Annotated in this window: 17 protein-coding genes and 1 pseudogene; 6 read left to right on the top strand and 12 right to left on the bottom strand. The window is 73.2% G+C overall.

Annotation, left to right across the window (positions count from 1 at the left end; all coding sequences use genetic code 11):
- Positions 1–124 precede the first annotated feature (124 nt).
- Together HNR21_RS22360 and HNR21_RS22355 are read left to right on the top strand one after the other, a co-directional pair.
- Positions 125–685, top strand: a complete 561-nt coding sequence (locus HNR21_RS22360; protein ID WP_220500258.1) for a hypothetical protein — start codon at positions 125–127, stop codon at positions 683–685.
- Between the two features lie 31 nt (positions 686–716).
- A complete protein-coding gene (locus HNR21_RS22355; RefSeq protein WP_182706734.1) occupies positions 717–1169 on the top strand; it encodes a hypothetical protein in 453 nt (150 codons plus the stop codon).
- A gap of 64 nt (positions 1170–1233) precedes the next feature.
- Here the strand turns inward: HNR21_RS22355 and HNR21_RS22350 are convergent, their stop codons facing one another.
- The 6 genes from HNR21_RS22350 to HNR21_RS22325 all read right to left on the bottom strand — a co-directional run bounded on the left by HNR21_RS22350 (position 1234) and on the right by HNR21_RS22325 (position 6504).
- Positions 1234–2037 (bottom strand): alpha/beta fold hydrolase, encoded by an 804-nt coding sequence (locus tag HNR21_RS22350; RefSeq protein ID WP_182706733.1) that lies wholly within the window; start codon positions 2035–2037, stop codon positions 1234–1236.
- A 71-nt stretch (positions 2038–2108) separates the two neighbouring features.
- A complete protein-coding gene (locus HNR21_RS22345) occupies positions 2109–2453 on the bottom strand; it encodes a YciI family protein (RefSeq protein ID WP_220500257.1) in 345 nt (114 codons plus the stop codon).
- 52 nt (positions 2454–2505) lie between these two features.
- Positions 2506–3324, bottom strand: coding sequence for an SAM-dependent methyltransferase (locus tag HNR21_RS22340; RefSeq protein WP_312881168.1), 819 nt, complete (start codon positions 3322–3324; stop codon positions 2506–2508).
- A 112-nt stretch (positions 3325–3436) separates the two neighbouring features.
- Entirely contained in the window at positions 3437–4351 is a 915-nt protein-coding gene (locus tag HNR21_RS22335; RefSeq protein WP_312881167.1) for a Sco1979 family transcriptional regulator, read from the bottom strand.
- Between the two features lie 592 nt (positions 4352–4943).
- A complete protein-coding gene (locus HNR21_RS22330) occupies positions 4944–5300 on the bottom strand; it encodes a DUF3140 domain-containing protein (RefSeq protein ID WP_182706731.1) in 357 nt (118 codons plus the stop codon).
- Between the two features lie 163 nt (positions 5301–5463).
- The gene (locus HNR21_RS22325) at positions 5464–6504 is read right to left on the bottom strand and encodes a S1 family peptidase (protein WP_182706730.1); all 1041 of its coding nucleotides are present in this window, start codon (positions 6502–6504) and stop codon (positions 5464–5466) included.
- Between the two features lie 246 nt (positions 6505–6750).
- On the opposite strand from HNR21_RS22325, the gene HNR21_RS22320 reads away from it, so the two are divergent.
- Positions 6751–7851 carry an MFS transporter gene (locus HNR21_RS22320; protein ID WP_312881578.1) on the top strand — a complete coding sequence of 367 codons (1101 nt, stop codon included), beginning with the start codon at positions 6751–6753 and terminating at the stop codon, positions 7849–7851.
- A 76-nt stretch (positions 7852–7927) separates the two neighbouring features.
- Positions 7928–8761 (top strand): proteasome subunit beta, encoded by an 834-nt coding sequence (prcB, locus tag HNR21_RS22315; RefSeq protein ID WP_182706729.1) that lies wholly within the window; start codon positions 7928–7930, stop codon positions 8759–8761.
- Between the two features lie 20 nt (positions 8762–8781).
- Here prcB and HNR21_RS22310 read toward each other — a convergent pair whose 3' ends face one another.
- The 4 genes and pseudogenes from HNR21_RS22310 to HNR21_RS22300 form a co-directional block, all read right to left on the bottom strand.
- Positions 8782–9105, bottom strand: coding sequence for an Lrp/AsnC family transcriptional regulator (locus tag HNR21_RS22310; protein ID WP_220500256.1), 324 nt, complete (start codon positions 9103–9105; stop codon positions 8782–8784).
- A gap of 3 nt (positions 9106–9108) precedes the next feature.
- Positions 9109–9243 (bottom strand): annotated as a pseudogene (locus HNR21_RS36655) (winged helix-turn-helix transcriptional regulator); the annotation flags it as partial.
- 98 nt (positions 9244–9341) lie between these two features.
- A complete protein-coding gene (locus HNR21_RS22305; RefSeq protein ID WP_182706728.1) occupies positions 9342–10277 on the bottom strand; it encodes a helix-turn-helix domain-containing protein in 936 nt (311 codons plus the stop codon).
- Positions 10278–10785: 508 nt separating this feature from the next.
- Positions 10786–12450: a catalase gene (locus tag HNR21_RS22300; RefSeq protein WP_182706727.1), complete on the bottom strand. Its 1665-nt coding sequence runs from the start codon at positions 12448–12450 to the stop codon at positions 10786–10788.
- A 177-nt stretch (positions 12451–12627) separates the two neighbouring features.
- Here HNR21_RS22300 and HNR21_RS22295 point away from each other — a divergent pair, with 177 nt between their 5' ends.
- A complete protein-coding gene (locus HNR21_RS22295; RefSeq protein WP_312881164.1) occupies positions 12628–13767 on the top strand; it encodes a carboxylate-amine ligase in 1140 nt (379 codons plus the stop codon).
- A gap of 15 nt (positions 13768–13782) precedes the next feature.
- Positions 13783–14796 carry an iron-containing redox enzyme family protein gene (locus tag HNR21_RS22290; protein WP_182706726.1) on the top strand — a complete coding sequence of 338 codons (1014 nt, stop codon included), beginning with the start codon at positions 13783–13785 and terminating at the stop codon, positions 14794–14796.
- A gap of 3 nt (positions 14797–14799) precedes the next feature.
- Here HNR21_RS22290 and HNR21_RS22285 read toward each other — a convergent pair whose 3' ends face one another.
- Both HNR21_RS22285 and HNR21_RS22280 read right to left on the bottom strand, forming a co-directional pair.
- Positions 14800–15015 (bottom strand): CDGSH iron-sulfur domain-containing protein, encoded by a 216-nt coding sequence (locus tag HNR21_RS22285; protein WP_119730385.1) that lies wholly within the window; start codon positions 15013–15015, stop codon positions 14800–14802.
- Positions 14987–15646, bottom strand: coding sequence for a HemK2/MTQ2 family protein methyltransferase (locus HNR21_RS22280; RefSeq protein WP_220500255.1), 660 nt, complete (start codon positions 15644–15646; stop codon positions 14987–14989). The genes HNR21_RS22285 and HNR21_RS22280 overlap by 29 nt, the downstream gene beginning before the upstream one ends.
- Positions 15647–15698 lie beyond the last annotated feature (52 nt).

Below are 15698 nucleotides of genomic sequence, written 5' to 3'. Positions count from 1 at the left end.
GGGCGAAGTCCGCACTCTCGAAGTGGCCCGCGCCGCCACCTGTCCCTTGGATGAGGGAACGGGCGGCCGTCCAGGACGCGCCACATGAGGGACATTCGAGGGGAACGGAGGAACCTCGATGGCAATGGCCACGACCATGACGAGCCGCCTGCGGACCGGACTCGAACCGATCAACGCCGATCGTCACAAGGCCGCGCTGGGGATCTTCCTGGTGATCGTGATCGCCCACTGGGCCGAGCACGTCGCGCAGGCCGTCCAGATCTGGGTGCTCGGCTGGCCGCTGCCCGAGGCGCGCGGGGTGCTCGGCGTCCCCTTCCCCTGGCTGGTCACCTCCGAGTGGATGCACTACGGGTACGCGCTGGTGATGCTGGTCGGCCTGATCATGCTGCGGCCGGCGTTCACCGGAAGGGCGCGCCTGTGGTGGAACATCTCGCTGGCGATCCAGGTCTGGCACCACCTGGAGCACCTGCTGCTGCTGATCCAGGCGCTGGCCGGGGCCAACCTGGCCGGCCGGCCCGCCCCCACCAGCATCGCCCAGCTCCTCGTCCCGCGGGTGGAGCTGCACCTGTTCTACAACGCCCTGGTCTTCGCCCCGATGGTCGTGGCGATGATCCTGCACCGGCGTCCGAACCGGGCGGAACGGGACGCCATGCGCTGCACCTGTGCCCCGGCCGCCGGGCGGTAGGCGGGTGCCCGCCCGGCGGCGCAGGTCCGCGGTGCTCATCGCGGTCCTCGTGGCGGTGGCGCTGTACCTGCTGTACCTGGCGCTGCCCAATCTCGGGCCGGCGCTGCGCGCCGCCCGCCTCGACGGCACCGCCGGAACGTTCACCGCCCAGCGGCTGCAGTGCGTACGGCACCCGGGGCACGAGAGCTGTTCCTGGCAGGGGACGTTCGTCTCCGACGACGGCGCGGTCCGGCGGGAGGGGGTGTGGCTGCACGGCAGCGACCGGAGCTCCCATCAGGCCGGGCAGCGGACCAGGGCCTACGACACCGGCCGGGAGAGCCGGGTCTACGGGCCCGGCGGGTCCCGCGAGTGGGTGCCGATCGCGCTGATGGTCGCGGTGAGCGGAGCGCTGCTGGCCTTCGCGTTCTCCCGGCCCCGCGAGCGCCGGGATCCCGGGGCCGGTGAGCCGGTCCCGCCGCTCCCCCGCGACTCGCGGCCCGGTTAGCCGGCGGCCCCTTCCGCCGGTGAGGATCGTCCCCGCGGCACGGCGGGCCGCGGGGACGATCGGGTCAGCGGCCGGCGTGCCGCCGCACGAACTCCCGCACCGCCGGGGCGACGGCCCGGGGGTCCACGTCGTGGGTCTGTCCCTCGAGGACCTGGTGGCGACCGTTCTGCACGGTGTCGGCGACCTGCTGGGCGACCGTCCTCATCCACTCGGGGCTGGCGCCGCCGGACAGCACCAGGGTGGGCGCGGTGATCTTCGAGACGCGCTCGACGGGAAGGCAGCCGCCCTCGCTGTCGCACATCACCGCCGAGTCGTAGGCCAGCGTCGGCGCCAGCGCCTCCAGGTGCGCCCACATCGGCCCGCCCCGCATCTGGGCGATCATCTCCGGCGGCAGGCCCACGGTGCGCATGAACAGTTCGGCGGCGTCGCCGTTGCGCCGTTCCGCCAGCAGCGCCGTCAGCTTGGTCGCGTACTCCTTGGACTCGCGCATCAGCTCGCCGACGCCCGCCGGGTTGTACGGCGGCTCGAACAGCACCAGCCCGTCGATCGGCACCCCCCGCACGGCGGCCTCCAGCGCCAGCGCGCAGCCGGAGGACATGCCGTAGACGAACGCCGAACCGCCGGACTCGGCGATGACGGCGGCCAGGTCCTCGATCTCCCGGCCCACCGCGTACGGCTGGGTGTCGCCGCTGTCGCCCCTGCCCCGCCGGTCGTAGCAGTGGACCGTGCAGGAGCCGGCGAGCAGTTCGGCCAGCGGCGCCCCCGAGTTCCGGTCGTTGAACGCGCCGCCCACGTACACCAGCGCGGGCCCCTCGCCCCGCGACTCCACCGCGATGGGCGTCCCATCGCGCGATGTCACCTTGTGCATGACCGGTCTCCTTCTCGACGTGGACTGCTATCCGTACCCAGCGACGAACGGAAACGCCGCCGCAGGACACCTCAGCGCCCGGAGATCTCGGCGAGGCGGCGGGCCAGGTGGCGGCGCTCGGCGTCGACGGCGGCCAGGTCCAGCGCCCGCCGGTAGTCGGCGGCGGCCTCGGCCAGATCGGCGCACTCGATCACGGCCAGCCCGCCGACATGCTCCTTGGTCTCCGCGAAGGGGCCGTCCGTCACGACCGGCCCGCCGTCGCGGACCCGCACCGTCGCCCCCTCGGCGGCGAGCACCAGCCCGGCCTCCTCCACCAGCACGCCGCGCTCGCGCATGTCCCGCGTCCAGGCGCCGCAGCCCGCCGGTTCGGTCCCGGCGGCGTCGATCGCGTCCCGGATGATCAGCAGATATCGCACCCCGATCACGCTAGCGGGCGGGTCGGACACTCCCGGTCCGGCGCGGGGGCGGTCAGGGCTTGCGGCCGACCGCGCCGAAGAACCCGATCTCCCGGTCGGTGAACAGGGTGCCGGGCCCGGGCCGCCACTGCGGCAGCGGCACCACGCCGGGCTCCAGCAGCTCCATGCCGTCGAAGAAGCGGGCCAGGTCGGCGGCGCTGCGCAGCACCGCCGGGGTGGCGCCGCTGGCGTTCCAGCGGTCCACCACCTCGATCATGGCCTCGGTGTTGACGTCGGAGGCGGGGCAGGCGATCGTCAGGTGGCTGCCGGAGGGCACCGCGTCCAGCAGCCGGCGCACCACCGGGTAGGCCTGCTCGTCGGGCAGGAACTCCAGGATGCCCAGCAGCATGATCCCCACCGGGCGGGACAGGTCCAGGGTGCGCCCGGCCTCCCGCAGGATCCGCTCCGGGTCGCGCAGGTCGGCGTGGACGTAGTCGGTGGCGCCCTGCGGGGAGCTGGTCAGCAGCGCGCGGGCGTGCGCGAGCACGACGGGGTCGTTGTCGACGTAGACGATGCGGCTCTCGGGCGCCAGCCGCTGGGCCACCTCGTGGGTGTTGTCGGCGGTGGGGATGCCGGTCCCGATGTCCAGGAACTGCCGCAGCCCGGCCTCGGCGACCAGGTGCCGCACCGCCCGGCCGAGGAACTCCCGGTCGGCCCGCGCCCAGACCACCACCTCGGGCATCGTCTCGTTCAGATGGTCGCCCAGGGCCTCGTCGGCCGGATAGTGGTCCTTGCCGCCCAGCCAGTAGTCCCAGACCCGCGCGGGATGCGCCACGGAGGTGTCGATCTCGATGTCGGGCTCCGGCTCATGGCCGGTCGGGATGCCTGTCACGGGGGCGCCTCCCGGACGTCGTCGGTGCGGTACGACGCCCAGTGTGGGACCTATGGTCAAATTCCGGCAACCGACATGCCGGAAACGCAGGAAAACACCGGCGTGCGGCGGCTCAGCCCAGTTCGGCCAGCAGCTCGGCGAGGATGTCCGCGGTGGCGGTCGGCGGCATCGCCTGCACGCACAACCGGTCCAGCCGCTGCTTGTAGACCGCCAGCTCGGCGGGCTTGTCCAGGTACAGCGCGCCGGTCAGCTGCTCGACGTAGATCACGTCGGGCAGGGTGGGCTCGGCGAACCGCAGCAGCGCGAACGACCCGGTGACCGCGGCCAGCGAGCTGCGCCGCACCGGGATGATCTGCAGCGTGACGTGCCGCTCGCGGATCGCCTCGGCCAGCGCGGCGAGCTGGGCGCGCTGCACGTCCAGGCCGCCCGGCCGGCGGCGCAGCGCCGCCTCGTCCACCACCGCCCACAGCTGCGGGGCGTCCGGCCGCGACAGGATCTGCTGGCGCCGCATCTGCACGCTGACCCGGCGTTCGATCTCCTCCGCCGAGGCCTCGGGGTGGCCGAGCGTCTGGGCGGCCCGCGCGTACTCCTCGGTCTGCAGCAGCTCGGGAACGAACCGGGTCTCGTGGATGCGCAGCGTGGCGGCGGCCTCCTCCAGCCCGAGGTAGACCTCGAACCAGGGCGGCAGGATGTCGTTGAAGCTCTGCCACCAGCCCGGCTGGTTGGCCTGCCGGGCCAGGGTCAGCATGGTGTCGCGCTCGGTCTCGTCGTCGACGCCGTACAGGGTGAGCAGGTCGGCGACGTCGCGCTCCTTGAAGCCCACCCGGCCCAGCTCCAGCCGGCTGATCTTGGATCCGGAGGCGCGGATGGCGTACCCGGCCTGCTCCCGGGAGATGCCCTGGGCCTCGCGCAGCCGGCGGAGCTGGCCGCCGAGCAGGATCCGCAGCACCGTCGGGCCGCTCTGCTTCAGGTCGTGCACGCGTCCGCCACCGGAGGACGGCTCCACGTTCGGCTGCGTCGCTCTCACAGCTGCCCCCTGTACGGGTGAAGTCGGATGACGATGGCGGATGTTCTCCAGTCTCCCACCGGAACGGTCCGGGAGCGGGCATTCCGGCGGTGCCGATGCGGGCGGGATGCGGGCGAACGGCCGCGAACGGGCGCCCCGGCGCCCGGGGTCCGCTCCACACCGTGCGGGAGAAGCCCTCTCAGGGACTCCTACCCAGGGCGGACGCCATGTCGAAACCCCGGCGGCCCCTGCCGGTCCTGTGCACCGGCGGCACGCTGGGGCGGGGGCGGTGCTCGGCCGCGGGATCACCTTGCGGAGGTGTCCGCCGTAGCGGGGGGCGCTTTCAGGCATCGGCTCCGACCGGACCGATGCACGGTCTCCGCCCCGGCACGGGCGGGGCCGCCGGCCGCCTGGCGTCTTCCAGGTGGCCGACGGCCCCGCTCCCGGCCGGGACCTGACCGGCGACCGCCGGTGGAGCCGCGCCGGTTCCGCCGGGCGGTGGACGCGGCCGGCTACCGGGGCCAGGTCGAGGTGGGGATCTTCGGCGGCGCGCTGTGGGACGCTCCCGGCGACCGTGCCCTGGCGTTGTGCCCGGACCGGTTCCGGGAACGCGTCATGCGGTCCCGCCCTCGGGCTTGAGCGGGTCGTGGCCGACCGTCATCAGCTCGTGCCGCCATCGCTCGTTCTGCGCGCCCTCGGCGGGCGGGTCGGCGAGGCGTTCGGAGACGAACTCGACGACCTGGCGCATGATCCGGGTGTCCTCGTCGGTGAGGTCGACCTTGCGCTTGCCCAGGATCCCGACGACGTGCCTGCCCACGTCGGGCAGCTTCAGATCCGGGTCCGCGGGGAAGGCCACCTCGCCGCTGGCCTCGGTCAGCAGCCACGTGCGCAGCTCCTGCGAGGTCATGGTGACGGCGTGGTGGAACTCCTCCCACAGGGACTCGACCTCTGCGGACGTGCGTTCCGGCACTGCGGCCTCCTCTCCTCGGGTGCGCTGACCCCTGTCGTTGTCACCGGAGCGGAGGCGGGCATGCGGGCCGGAGCGGCTTTTTCGGGAACGACGCGGACCGGCCGGCCGCGGGCGGGGTCGCGGCCGGCCGGGTGCGCGGGACGCCGCAGGTGCGTCGGGCGCGTCAGTAGACGCTCACGCCGTAGGCGTTCAGCGCCTCGACGACGGGCTGGAAGAAGGTCGTTCCGCCCGTGGTGCAGTTGCCGCTGCCGCCGGAGGTCAGGCCGAGCGCGGTGTTGCCGGAGAACAGCGGGCCGCCGCTGTCGCCCGGCTGGGCGCACACGGTGGTGCGGATCAGGCCGGACACGGTGCCCTCGGCGTAGCGGACGGTCTGGTTGAGCGCGGTGACCTGGCCGCTGCGCACGCCGGTGGTGCTGCCGCTGCGCTGGACGCTCTGGCCGACGACCGGGTTGGCCGCGCCGGTGATGTCGCGCTCGCCGCTGCCGTACAGGTACACGGTGCCGGGCTTGGCGATGCTGGTGTTGGTGTACCGGACGATGCCGTAGTCGTTGCCCGGGAAGCTGCTGCCGGCCCGGGTGCCGAGCACGGTGGTCAGGCTGGAGTTGGCGTACCAGGTCGAGGAGATGTTGGTGCAGTGCCCGGCGGTCAGGAAGTAGTAGGTGCTGCCGCTGACCACGTTGAAGCCGAGGGAGCACCGGCCGCCGCCGCCGGCGTAGATGGCCTGCCCGCCGGCGATGTTGGTGCGGAACGTGCCGGCCACGTGCTCGATGCGGACGGCGTCGCCGTACCGGGCGGCGATGGCGCGGACCTTGGCCAGCTTGGCCCCGGTGACCGACTCGTCGACCGACAGCACGACCTGGTTGCTGGCCGGCTGCACGGCCCAGGCGGTCCCGGCCACGTCGAGGGAGCGGTCGAACGCGGCGGTGATCTTCTCCAGGTCGGCGCCGCTGCGGGCGACCTTGCGGGGCACCGCGCCGGCCTGGCGGACGGTCTGCGCGGCGGCGTCGTCGGCGACCGTGACGACCAGCTTGCCGCGGTCGAGGTAGGAGCCGGCGGACCGCGATCCCAGCCGGTCGGCCAGGGTGTCGGCCAGCGCGGCGGGGTCGGACGGCGCCGCCGCGGCGTTCGCCGGAGCGGCCAGCAGCGTGGTGGCCGCCGCCATGCCGACGACGCCGATCAGAGCAGCGGGGTGGACGGATCTCATCCTCACTGTGCCTCCTGCGGGGGAGGGACGGGCCCCGGTTGGCCGTCCCTTGATCCACGCCAAATCGTGATGAACGACCCCAGGGGAGGGCAAGAATGAGAAATTAAGTTAATTGGGCGCAAATTGATGGAACGTGCCCGGCGCTTTGATAGAACGTGCCCATCGCTCCGGCGGGCCGCGGCGGGCTACAGTACGGGCATGAGACGCCGACATTGATCCTCGCCCGAGTCCCGGCTCGCCGTACGGCTGTACGCCTACGCGTGCTGCGAGGACTTCGTCCTGCTGTATCCGGTCTACGCCGTGCTGTTCGCGCGGACCGGGCTGTCGGGGGCGCAGATCTCGTCCCTGTTCGTCCTCTGGTCGGCCACCACGATCCTCCTCGAGGTGCCGTCGGGGCTGTGGGCCGACCGGTTCTCCCGCCGGCGGCTGGTGGTCTGGTCGCCGCTGGTGGTGGCGGCCGGGTTCGCGACATGGACGTTCGCGCCGTCGTATCCGGCGTTCGCGGCGGGGTTCGTGCTGTGGGGCGCGGGCGTGGCGATGCGCTCGGGCGCCCTGGAGGCCCTGGTCTACGAGGAGATGGCCCGGCTGGGCGCCGCCGGCCGCTACACCCGGCTGGTGGGCCGGGCCGAGGCGGTCCGCACCACCGCGGAGATGGCGGCGACCGGCGCGGCCGCGCTGGTGCTCGCGGCGGGCGGGCACACGGCGGTGGGGGTGGCCAGCGTCGTCGTGCCGGTGCTCGGCGCGGCGGTGGGGCTGACGTTCCCCGAACATCGGACCGGGCGCGAGCCGTCCGGCGGGGGCTTCGGCGCCCTGCTGCGCGAGGGGCTGGGCGAGGTGCGCCGGGTGCCCGCCGTCCGCCGCACCGTGCTGCTGGTGGCGGTGCTGTCCGGGGTGACGGCGCTGGACGAGTACCTCCCGCTGCTGGCCGAGGCGACCGGGGTCGCCGACGCCACCGTTCCGCTGCTGATGCTGCTGGTCGTGGCGGTCACCGCGGTCGGCGGCTGGCTGGCCGGGCGCGGCACGCGGGCCGCCCCGGCGGCGCTGGCGATCGCGGCGGCGCTGCTGGCCGGCGGGGCGTTCGCGCGGAGCCCGGCGGGATTCGTGCCGATCGCGGTGGCGTACGCGGCGTTCCGGTGGGCGATCGCGGCGGCCGAGGCCCGGCTGCAGGACCGGTTGTCGGACCGGACCCGCGCCACGGTGACCTCGCTGAGCGGGCTGGGCGCGGAGCTGGTGGGGATCGCCGCGTTCGCCGGGTACGCGCTGGCGTCCCGGTGGGCCGAGCCGTGGCTGGTCTTCTGCCTGGCCGCACCGGTGTACCTGGGGGTGGCGGCGGCCATGCGCCGCTAGCGGTCCGCCCGGGTGCGAGCGCCCGCCGGGCCGTGCGAAGATCAGGACGGCGGCGTCACGACGAGGAGGAGACGGCATGCACGGTCCGGGCGACGGCGGTCAGGGTCTTCCCGCGGAGTTCCTCGCCGTCGGCACCACCTCGTTCGTCGACCTGATCGCCCGGTCGGCGCCCGAGCTGCTGCCGGTCAACCGGGTCGAGGACGCGCCCGACCTGCCGCACGGCACCACCATCCTCGCGCTGTCCTACCGGGACGGCGTGATGGTGGCCGGCGACCGGCGGGCCACCGCGGGGAACCTGATCGCCCAGAAGGACCTGGAGAAGGTCTACCCGGCCGACGAGTACTCGGCGGTGGCGATGGCCGGGACCGTGGGGCTGGGCCTGGAGATGATCCGGCTGCTGCAGGTGGAGCTGGAGCACTACGAGAAGCTGCAGTCCGTCCCCCTGTCGCTGCCGGGCAAGGCGCGCCGGCTCGGCGCGATCGTGCGGGCCAACCTCGGGATGGCCATGCAGGGGATGGCCGTCGTGCCGCTGTTCGCCGGGTACGACCTGGACGCGGGCGTGGGCCGGATCTACAACTACGACGTCACCGGGATGCCGCAGGAGTCGCGGGACTACCACGCCGACGGCTCCGGGTCCCCGTTCGCCCGCGGCGCCCTCAAGAAGCTGTACCGCCCGGACATGACCGAGGAGGACGCCGCGGCGGTGTGCGTGCAGGCGCTCTACGACGCCGCCGACGACGACTCGGCCACCGCCGGGCCGGACCTGATCCGCCGGATCTTCCCGGTGATCGCGGTGGTCACCGCCGACGGCTACCGGCGGCTGCCGGAGGGGGACGTGGCCGAGCTGACCGAGTCGGTGGTGCGGGCCCGCCGCGAGCGCCCGGACGGCCCGGTGGCCCCGCTGCGCTGACCGGCAGTCCCCGGCCGTCCTCAGTCGTCCTCGACCGGAACGGCCAGCCCGCGTTTGACGGTCTCCAGGACCATGCCGGACCGGCACCTGACGACCGCCGGGTTCTCGGCGACCAGGCGCCGCAGGAACGCCCGGTAGCCGGCGGCGTCCCGGGCGGTGGCCACCAGCGTGTAGTCGGCGTCCCCGGCGACCTGCCAGGCCTGCTGCACGGCGGGCTCGGCGGCCAGCCAGCGGTCCAGCGCGGCCGGGTCCTGCGGGCCGCGCCGGTCGATCTCCACGGTGACGATCATCGTCAGCGGGCGGCCGGCCGCCGCCGGGTCCACCACGGCGATCTGGGCCCGCACGACCCCGTCCCGCCACAGCCGCTGCACCCGGCGGTGCGCCGCCGAGGGCGACAGGCCGACCCGCTCGCCCAGTTCCGCGGCGGTCAGCCGGGCGTCCCGCTGGATCAGCGCGAGGATCCGCCGGTCGAGATCGTCCAGATCGATGGTCCACCGCCCCGAAGGCCCGGCTCGTACGCGTTCACGGGTGTTGGCACCCGCATGTCGCGATCAGCATAGCCCCGGGGCGGGGTGCGCGATCAGGTCCAGTCCCAGCGGATGCCGTACAGGCCGGGCCGGACCTCGTGCTCGAGCAGGTGGACCGTGTCCCAGGTGTTGAGCCGCAGCTCCTGCCCGTCGGTGCTGACGGCGCCGACGTTGGGCTGCCAGATCCGGAAGCAGCGCCGCGGGGTCGCCTCGGGGGCGAACCGGACCTGCAGCAGGTACTCGCGGGCGGGGAACCGGAACCCGCGCACGTACCGGTGGGCCTCCGGCTGCCCGCCGCCGCAGGAGAACTCGTACTCCACCACGTACGTCTCCCCCGCCGCCAGCGGATGGTCGAACAGCAGCTCCACCGCGGTCAGCCCGTCGTCCGGCCCGACCCGCACCCGGCCCACCCGGCACATCTCGCTGCTGAACCCGTCCGGGGGCGGACCGCCCTCGCAGTGGTGGATCGCCACGTGCCGGTCCACGCCGTCGCGGCGGGCCCGGAACACGATCCGCGACCGGGCCGAACGTTCCCGGTGGTCGGGGCCGACGGTGTAGACCTCGTGGTGGCTGAGCGTCTCCAGCTGCCCGTCCACCGGGTCGCCGATGTCGCCGAGCAGCGGACGCAGCCCCGGATAGGCCGAGCAGACGTCCCGGTAGGACAGCGCGCCGGAGGTCTTGCCCAGCCAGCGCCCGCGCGGCCGGCGCGGCCCCAGCAGCGCGATCAGGGACTTGGGCGGCAGCCCGAGGATCTCCTCGAGCTCCTCCACCGCCCGCAGCGACTGGCGGCGCTCGGGACGGCACCGCCCGCGCTGCCAGTAGCTCAGGCTCGCCACGCTGACGTTCACGCCGCGGTTGCGCAGCCGTGCGTGGATGCGTTCCAGGCTCAGTCCCCGTGCCTGGATCGCCAGATGCAGCGCCCGGTCGAAGGGACCCGTGCGCAGGACATCGTCGAGAATCGCCCCCGGTCCTTCGGTCTGCTGCGTCATCACACACAACTCCAGGAAACCGTCGACCGCCGCCCTTATCTTGCTGTAGTCGTCCGTGCACCGCCAGAGTGAACAGTTGTGAAATCTCCCTGCCCGCCGCAGGGCGGGCGACGGGATTCACCATCGGGCCGGTGATCTGCGCGATCAGTCGGGGCCGACGGCAAAACTCTTAACGCCGGCCGCCGTCCCCCGCGCTCGGCCGGTACGACGCCGCAGGCCGGAGGGGCGGTGGCGGCGAGGAGCGACCGGGGATCATGAATTTTTCAGTTTTTACCCTCGCTTGACGACCCATCGGGTATCGGACCAGACCAGTTCACGTCACGATGTGGACCAGCGTGAACTGCGAGGCTTTCCCGGCGAACGGGAAATGCATTGACCGCAACAGATCGCCTGACAACGGAGTCGACCAACGGTCCAGTTCCGGGAAACCCCGGACACGGCGAGGGCGCACGGTGGGTGCCGTGCGCCCCGATCGCGGTCGTCCCGGAACGAACCGGGGGCCGGATGCTCAGATGGCCTCGGCGAGCTGCGCCCGCTCGTTGTGGACGCAGTGGGTCATCTCGAGGTCCGCGACGTCACGCGGCCCGTTCTTGCCGAGGTTGGCCATCCGCCGCCGATCCTCGTCGGTGAGGGTCTGGCTGGCCAGCGGCTCCAGCCGCTTGACGTCGTCGGGCGAGATGCCCAGGCCGTCGCCGACCCGCAGGCCGAGCTCGTCCTCGCACATCAGGAAGTGCCACACCATGCGCTCCTGGATGGCCCGGTCGCACTGGGACAGGTTGGTGACGAGGTTCTTGACCAGGTCGTCCTTCTCCCACTGCTCCATCAGCAGGTAGCGCTGGCCGGCCTGCTCGTAGTCGTTGGTGAGCGGGATCCGCTTGCGGGTCAGCCGCCCGGTGATGACCGGTCCCTGGTCGTCGGAGGTGGCGAACTCGGCCTCGCGGAGCCCGCCGCGCAGGGACGGCTCGTAGTTGATGTGCGGGTTCTCCCCGCCGGTGTCGATGACGTAGGTCATCTGGCCGTCGCGCTGGTTGGTGGCCACCTGGGCGTTCTTGGGGCTGTTGACCGGCAGCTGCAGGTAGTTGGGCCCCACCCGGTAGCGCTGGGTGTCGCTGTAGGAGAAGGTCCGGCCCACCAGCATCTTGTCGTCGGAGAAGTCCAGGCCGTCCACCAGCACGCCGGTGCCGAAGGCGATCTGCTCGTTCTCGGCGAAGTTGTTGTCCACGTTGCGGTTGAGCACCATCCGGCCGACCGGCAGGGCGGGGAACTCGTTCTCCGGCCACACCTTGGTGTCGTCCAGCGGGTCGAAGCCCAGCTCCGCGTGCTCCTCGTCGGTCATGATCTGCACGAGCAGCTCCCACTCGGGGTGGTCGCCCCGGTCGATCGCCTCGTGCAGGTCCCTGGTGGCGTGCCCCAGGTCGCGGGCCTGGATGACGGCCGCGTCGTCCTCGGTCATGCTGCGCACGCCCTGCTTGGGCATCCAGTGGTACTTGACCAGGTGGGTCCGGCCCTGCTGGTTCACCCACTTGTAGGTGTTGACGCCGAAGCCCTGCATGTGGCGGTAGTCGGCGGGGATGCCGCGCGGGCTGAACAGGTTGACCAGCATGTGCATGGACTCGGGCACCTGCGACATGAAGTCGAAGATCCGGTTCGGGTCCTGCCGGAACGTCACCGGGTCCGGCTTGAGGGCGTGGATCACGTCGGGGAACTTGATGGCGTCCCGGATGAAGAACACGGCCAGGTTGTTGCCCACCAGGTCCCAGTTGCCGTCCTCGGTGTAGAACTTGACGGCGAACCCGCGCGGGTCGCGGGCGGTCTCGGCGGAGTCCCGTCCCCCGATCACGGTGGAGAACCGGACCGCCACGTCGGTGCGTTTGCCGGCCTCCTGGAACAGCTTGGCGCGGGTGTAGCGGCTGATCGGCTCGTCGCCCCACTTGCCGTACGCCTCGAAGAAGCCGTAGGAGGTCACGCCGCGGGCGTGCACCACCCGCTCGGGGATGCGCTCGCGGTCGAAGTGGCTGATCTTCTCCAGGAACTGGTAGTTCTCCAGGGTGGCCGGTCCCCGGGCGCCGACGGTCCGCTGGTTCTGGTTGTCGTAGACGGGATGGCCCTGGCGGTTGGTCAGGATCGGTCGCTCGTCACCAGGCGTGGAGCCCTGGCTCGAAACGTCCGTCATGGCGGGGTCCTTCCGTTGGAGTGTGCGGACATCCGGCGCTCCTGTCCGGCACCGGACCCGCCCCCTACCCGGGGATCAGGGGCCTAAAGGCATGGAACGCCAAAATCGGGCGCCGGTTGGCCCGGCGGCGGCCGGGTAGGACCCGCTCGCCGATCACCACAGGTACGGAGGGCACGAGTGTCCGGGGCGACCATGGGCGTGGAGGAGGAGTTCCTCCTCGTGGATCCGGTGGACGGCCGGACGGCGCCGAAGGCTCCGCAGGTGCTGGCCCGGGCGGGCGGGCGTCCTCCGCACTCGCCGGGCGCCGGGTTCCACGCCGAGCTGCTGCAGACGCAGGTCGAGGCGGTGACGGGGGTGTGCACCGGGCTGGACGACCTGCGGCGTCAGCTCCACGAGGGCCGGTCGCGGCTGGCCGGGGCGGCGATGGCGGAGGGGCTGCGGCTGGTGTCCACGGGCACGCCGGTGGTGGCCTGCCCTGATCCGCCGTTCACCGAGGGCGAGCGGTTCGCGCGCATCGCGGACATGTACGCCGGTGTCGTGGCCGGTTACCAGTCGTGCGGCTGCCACGTGCATGTGGGCGTGGAGGACCGGGAGACGGCGGTGGCCGTGGTCAATCACCTGCGGCCGTGGCTGCCGACGTTGCTGGCGCTGTCGGTGAACTCACCGTTCGACCGGGGCCGGGACACCGGGTACGCGAGCTGGCGGATGCTGGAGCAGGCCCGCTTCCCCGGAGCGGGGGTGCCGCCGTGGTTCTCCGACGCGGCCGACCACGACCGGCGGGTGGAGCGGCTGGTGGAGGCCGGGGTGCTGGCGGATCCGGCGATGACGTTCTGGCTGGCCCGCCCGTCGCCGCGACTGCCGACCGTGGAGGTGCGGGCCGCCGACGCCGCCGCGACGGTGGACGAGGCGGTGTTGCAGGCGGCGCTGACCCGCGCCCTGGTCCGCCGTGCCCTGGACGACCTGGCGGCGGGCCGGGAGGCGCCGCGGGTCGACGACCAGGTGTGCGCGGCGGCGGTGTGGTCGGCGGCACGGTACGGGCTGGACGGGCCGGGAGTGGATCCGGTGCGGGAGGTCCGGGTGCCCGCCGCCCGTCTGGTGGCGGACCTGGTGGCCCATGTCCGGCCCCACCTCGAGGACACCGGGGATCTGGCCGAGGTGCGGTCGGGGCTGGACATGCTCCGCCGGGCGGGCACGGGAGCGGCGCGGCAGCGCCGGGCGGGCTCCGCCGAGGCCGCGGTGGCGATGCTGATCACGCAGACCGCGCCGGGCGCATGGTCGCCTGACGAGCGGGTAGGCAGCACCGCCGGACGAACGTGACGAAACGGAGGCACGATGACCGCTGACACCGCCCTTCCCGTGGACGCCGGGTGCGCTCTTCCGGAACCGCGCGGCCCGGTGTCGGAGGCGGTGGTGTCGGCGTTGCGGTCGGTCCCCGGAACCGTGGACCTGCCGGCCGGGACGGGTGACGCCGACCCGCTGGGCGAGGACCTGCAGCTGGCCCTCTACACCGCCTACGAGCTGCACTACCAGGGGTTCCGCGAGGTGGATCCGCGGTGGGAGTGGGAGCCGGGGCTGCTGCGGCTGCGGGCGGCGATGGAGGAGGCGTTCCTGGCCGAGCTGCGGGCCCGGGTGCCCGGCGGCGACGACGTGGACGACGTGCTGGCGGACCTGCTGGTCGAGCCGGTCGACGGCCGGGGCGTCTCGCACTTCCTGCGGGACGAGGGCCGGTGGTGGCACCTGCGGGAGTACCTGGTGCACCGGTCGATCTACCACCACAAGGAGGCCGACCCGCACGCCCTGCTGATCCCCCGGCTGCGGGGGCAGGCCAAGGCGTCGCTGGTGGCGGTGGAGTTCGACGAGTACGGCGGCGGGCGCTTCGCGCGGATGCACTCGAAGCTGTACGCGGACCTGATGGACGAGGTCGGCCTCGACGACGGCTACCTGCGGTACCTGGACCTCGTTCCGGCGGTGATGCTGGCGACGGTGAACATGATGTCGCTGTTCGGGCTGCACCGGGCGCTGCGCGGCGCGATGGTGGGGCACTTCGCGGCGGCCGAGATCACCACCGCGCCGAGCGCCGCCCGGATGGCCGCCGCGCTGGAACGGCTGGGCGTCGGGCCGCGCGGCACGACCTTCTACACCGAGCACATCGAGGCGGACGCGGTGCACGAGCAGGTGCTGCGCCGCGACGTGATCGGGGACCTGCTGCGCCGCGAGCCCGGCCTGGCCGCCGACGTGGTGTTCGGGGTGCGGGCCACCGAGCTGCTGGAGGAGCGGTTCGGCGAGCACGTGCTGGAGTGCTGGCGGGCGGGCCGGACCTCGCTGCTGCGTCCGCTGGACGGCTGAGCGTCAGGACTCCGGCCGCCTGCGGCGGCGGTGGCTGGTGTCGCAGAGCGGGTAGCGGCGGCTGCGCCGGCAGGTGCACAGCGCCACCATGAAGCGGTCGCAGACCACGGTGCCGCCGTCGTCCAGCACGATCTCCACCGGCCCCTCCACGAGCATGGGACCGCCGGGCTCGATGACGACGCGGCGCGGCTCAGCCGCGCGGTTCGGTTCGGTCGGCACGGATGACCACCAGTTCCTCGTAACGCTGCCCGCGCCGGATCAGCCCGGCGTCCTCCAGCTCGGCCGCGCGGGCGTGCATGACCGGGCCGAACGGCTCGCGCCGCCGGGCCGCCACCGACGCCTTGAGCCCCCGGTCGCGCAGCGCGTCCAGGGTCTCCTGCACGCCGCACAGGGCCGAGTGCACCACCAGCATCGTTCCGCCGTGGTTCAGCAGCGCCGGGGCGGACGCGCACAGCCGGTCCAGCTGCGACCGGCCGCGCGGCCCGGCGGCCCAGGCGCGGGCGGCGCCGTGCCGGGGCGGTTCGCCGTCGCGGCACGGCACGTACGGCGGGTTGGCGGTGATCAGGTCGAAGCGCTCGCCGGCGACCGGCTCGGCCAGGTCGCCGCGCAGCACGCGGACCGGCAGGCGGCGCAGCGCGGCGTTGGCGCGGGCGGCGAGCACGGCGCGGGCGGACACGTCGACGGCGGTGACATGCCGCGCACCCCACAGGGCGGCGGCCACGGCGACCGCGCCCGTGCCGGTGCACAGGTCCAGAACGCGCGCTCCCGGAGGGATCGCCGCTTCGCGCAGGGCCTTCATCAGCAGGGCGGTGTCGCCTTGAGGCCGGTACACCCCGGGGGGTCTCAGCATGAACACCACCACCAACTACCGCATAAAGGACACCCCAAACGTGTCCTCTCGC

Origin of the sequence: Thermomonospora cellulosilytica (genome assembly GCF_014138835.1) — a bacterium.
Classification (GTDB): Bacteria; Actinomycetota; Actinomycetes; order Streptosporangiales; family Streptosporangiaceae; genus Thermomonospora; species Thermomonospora amylolytica.
The sequence above is the reverse complement of the archived record's forward strand: the minus strand, read 5'-3'. Positions and strand labels throughout refer to the sequence as shown.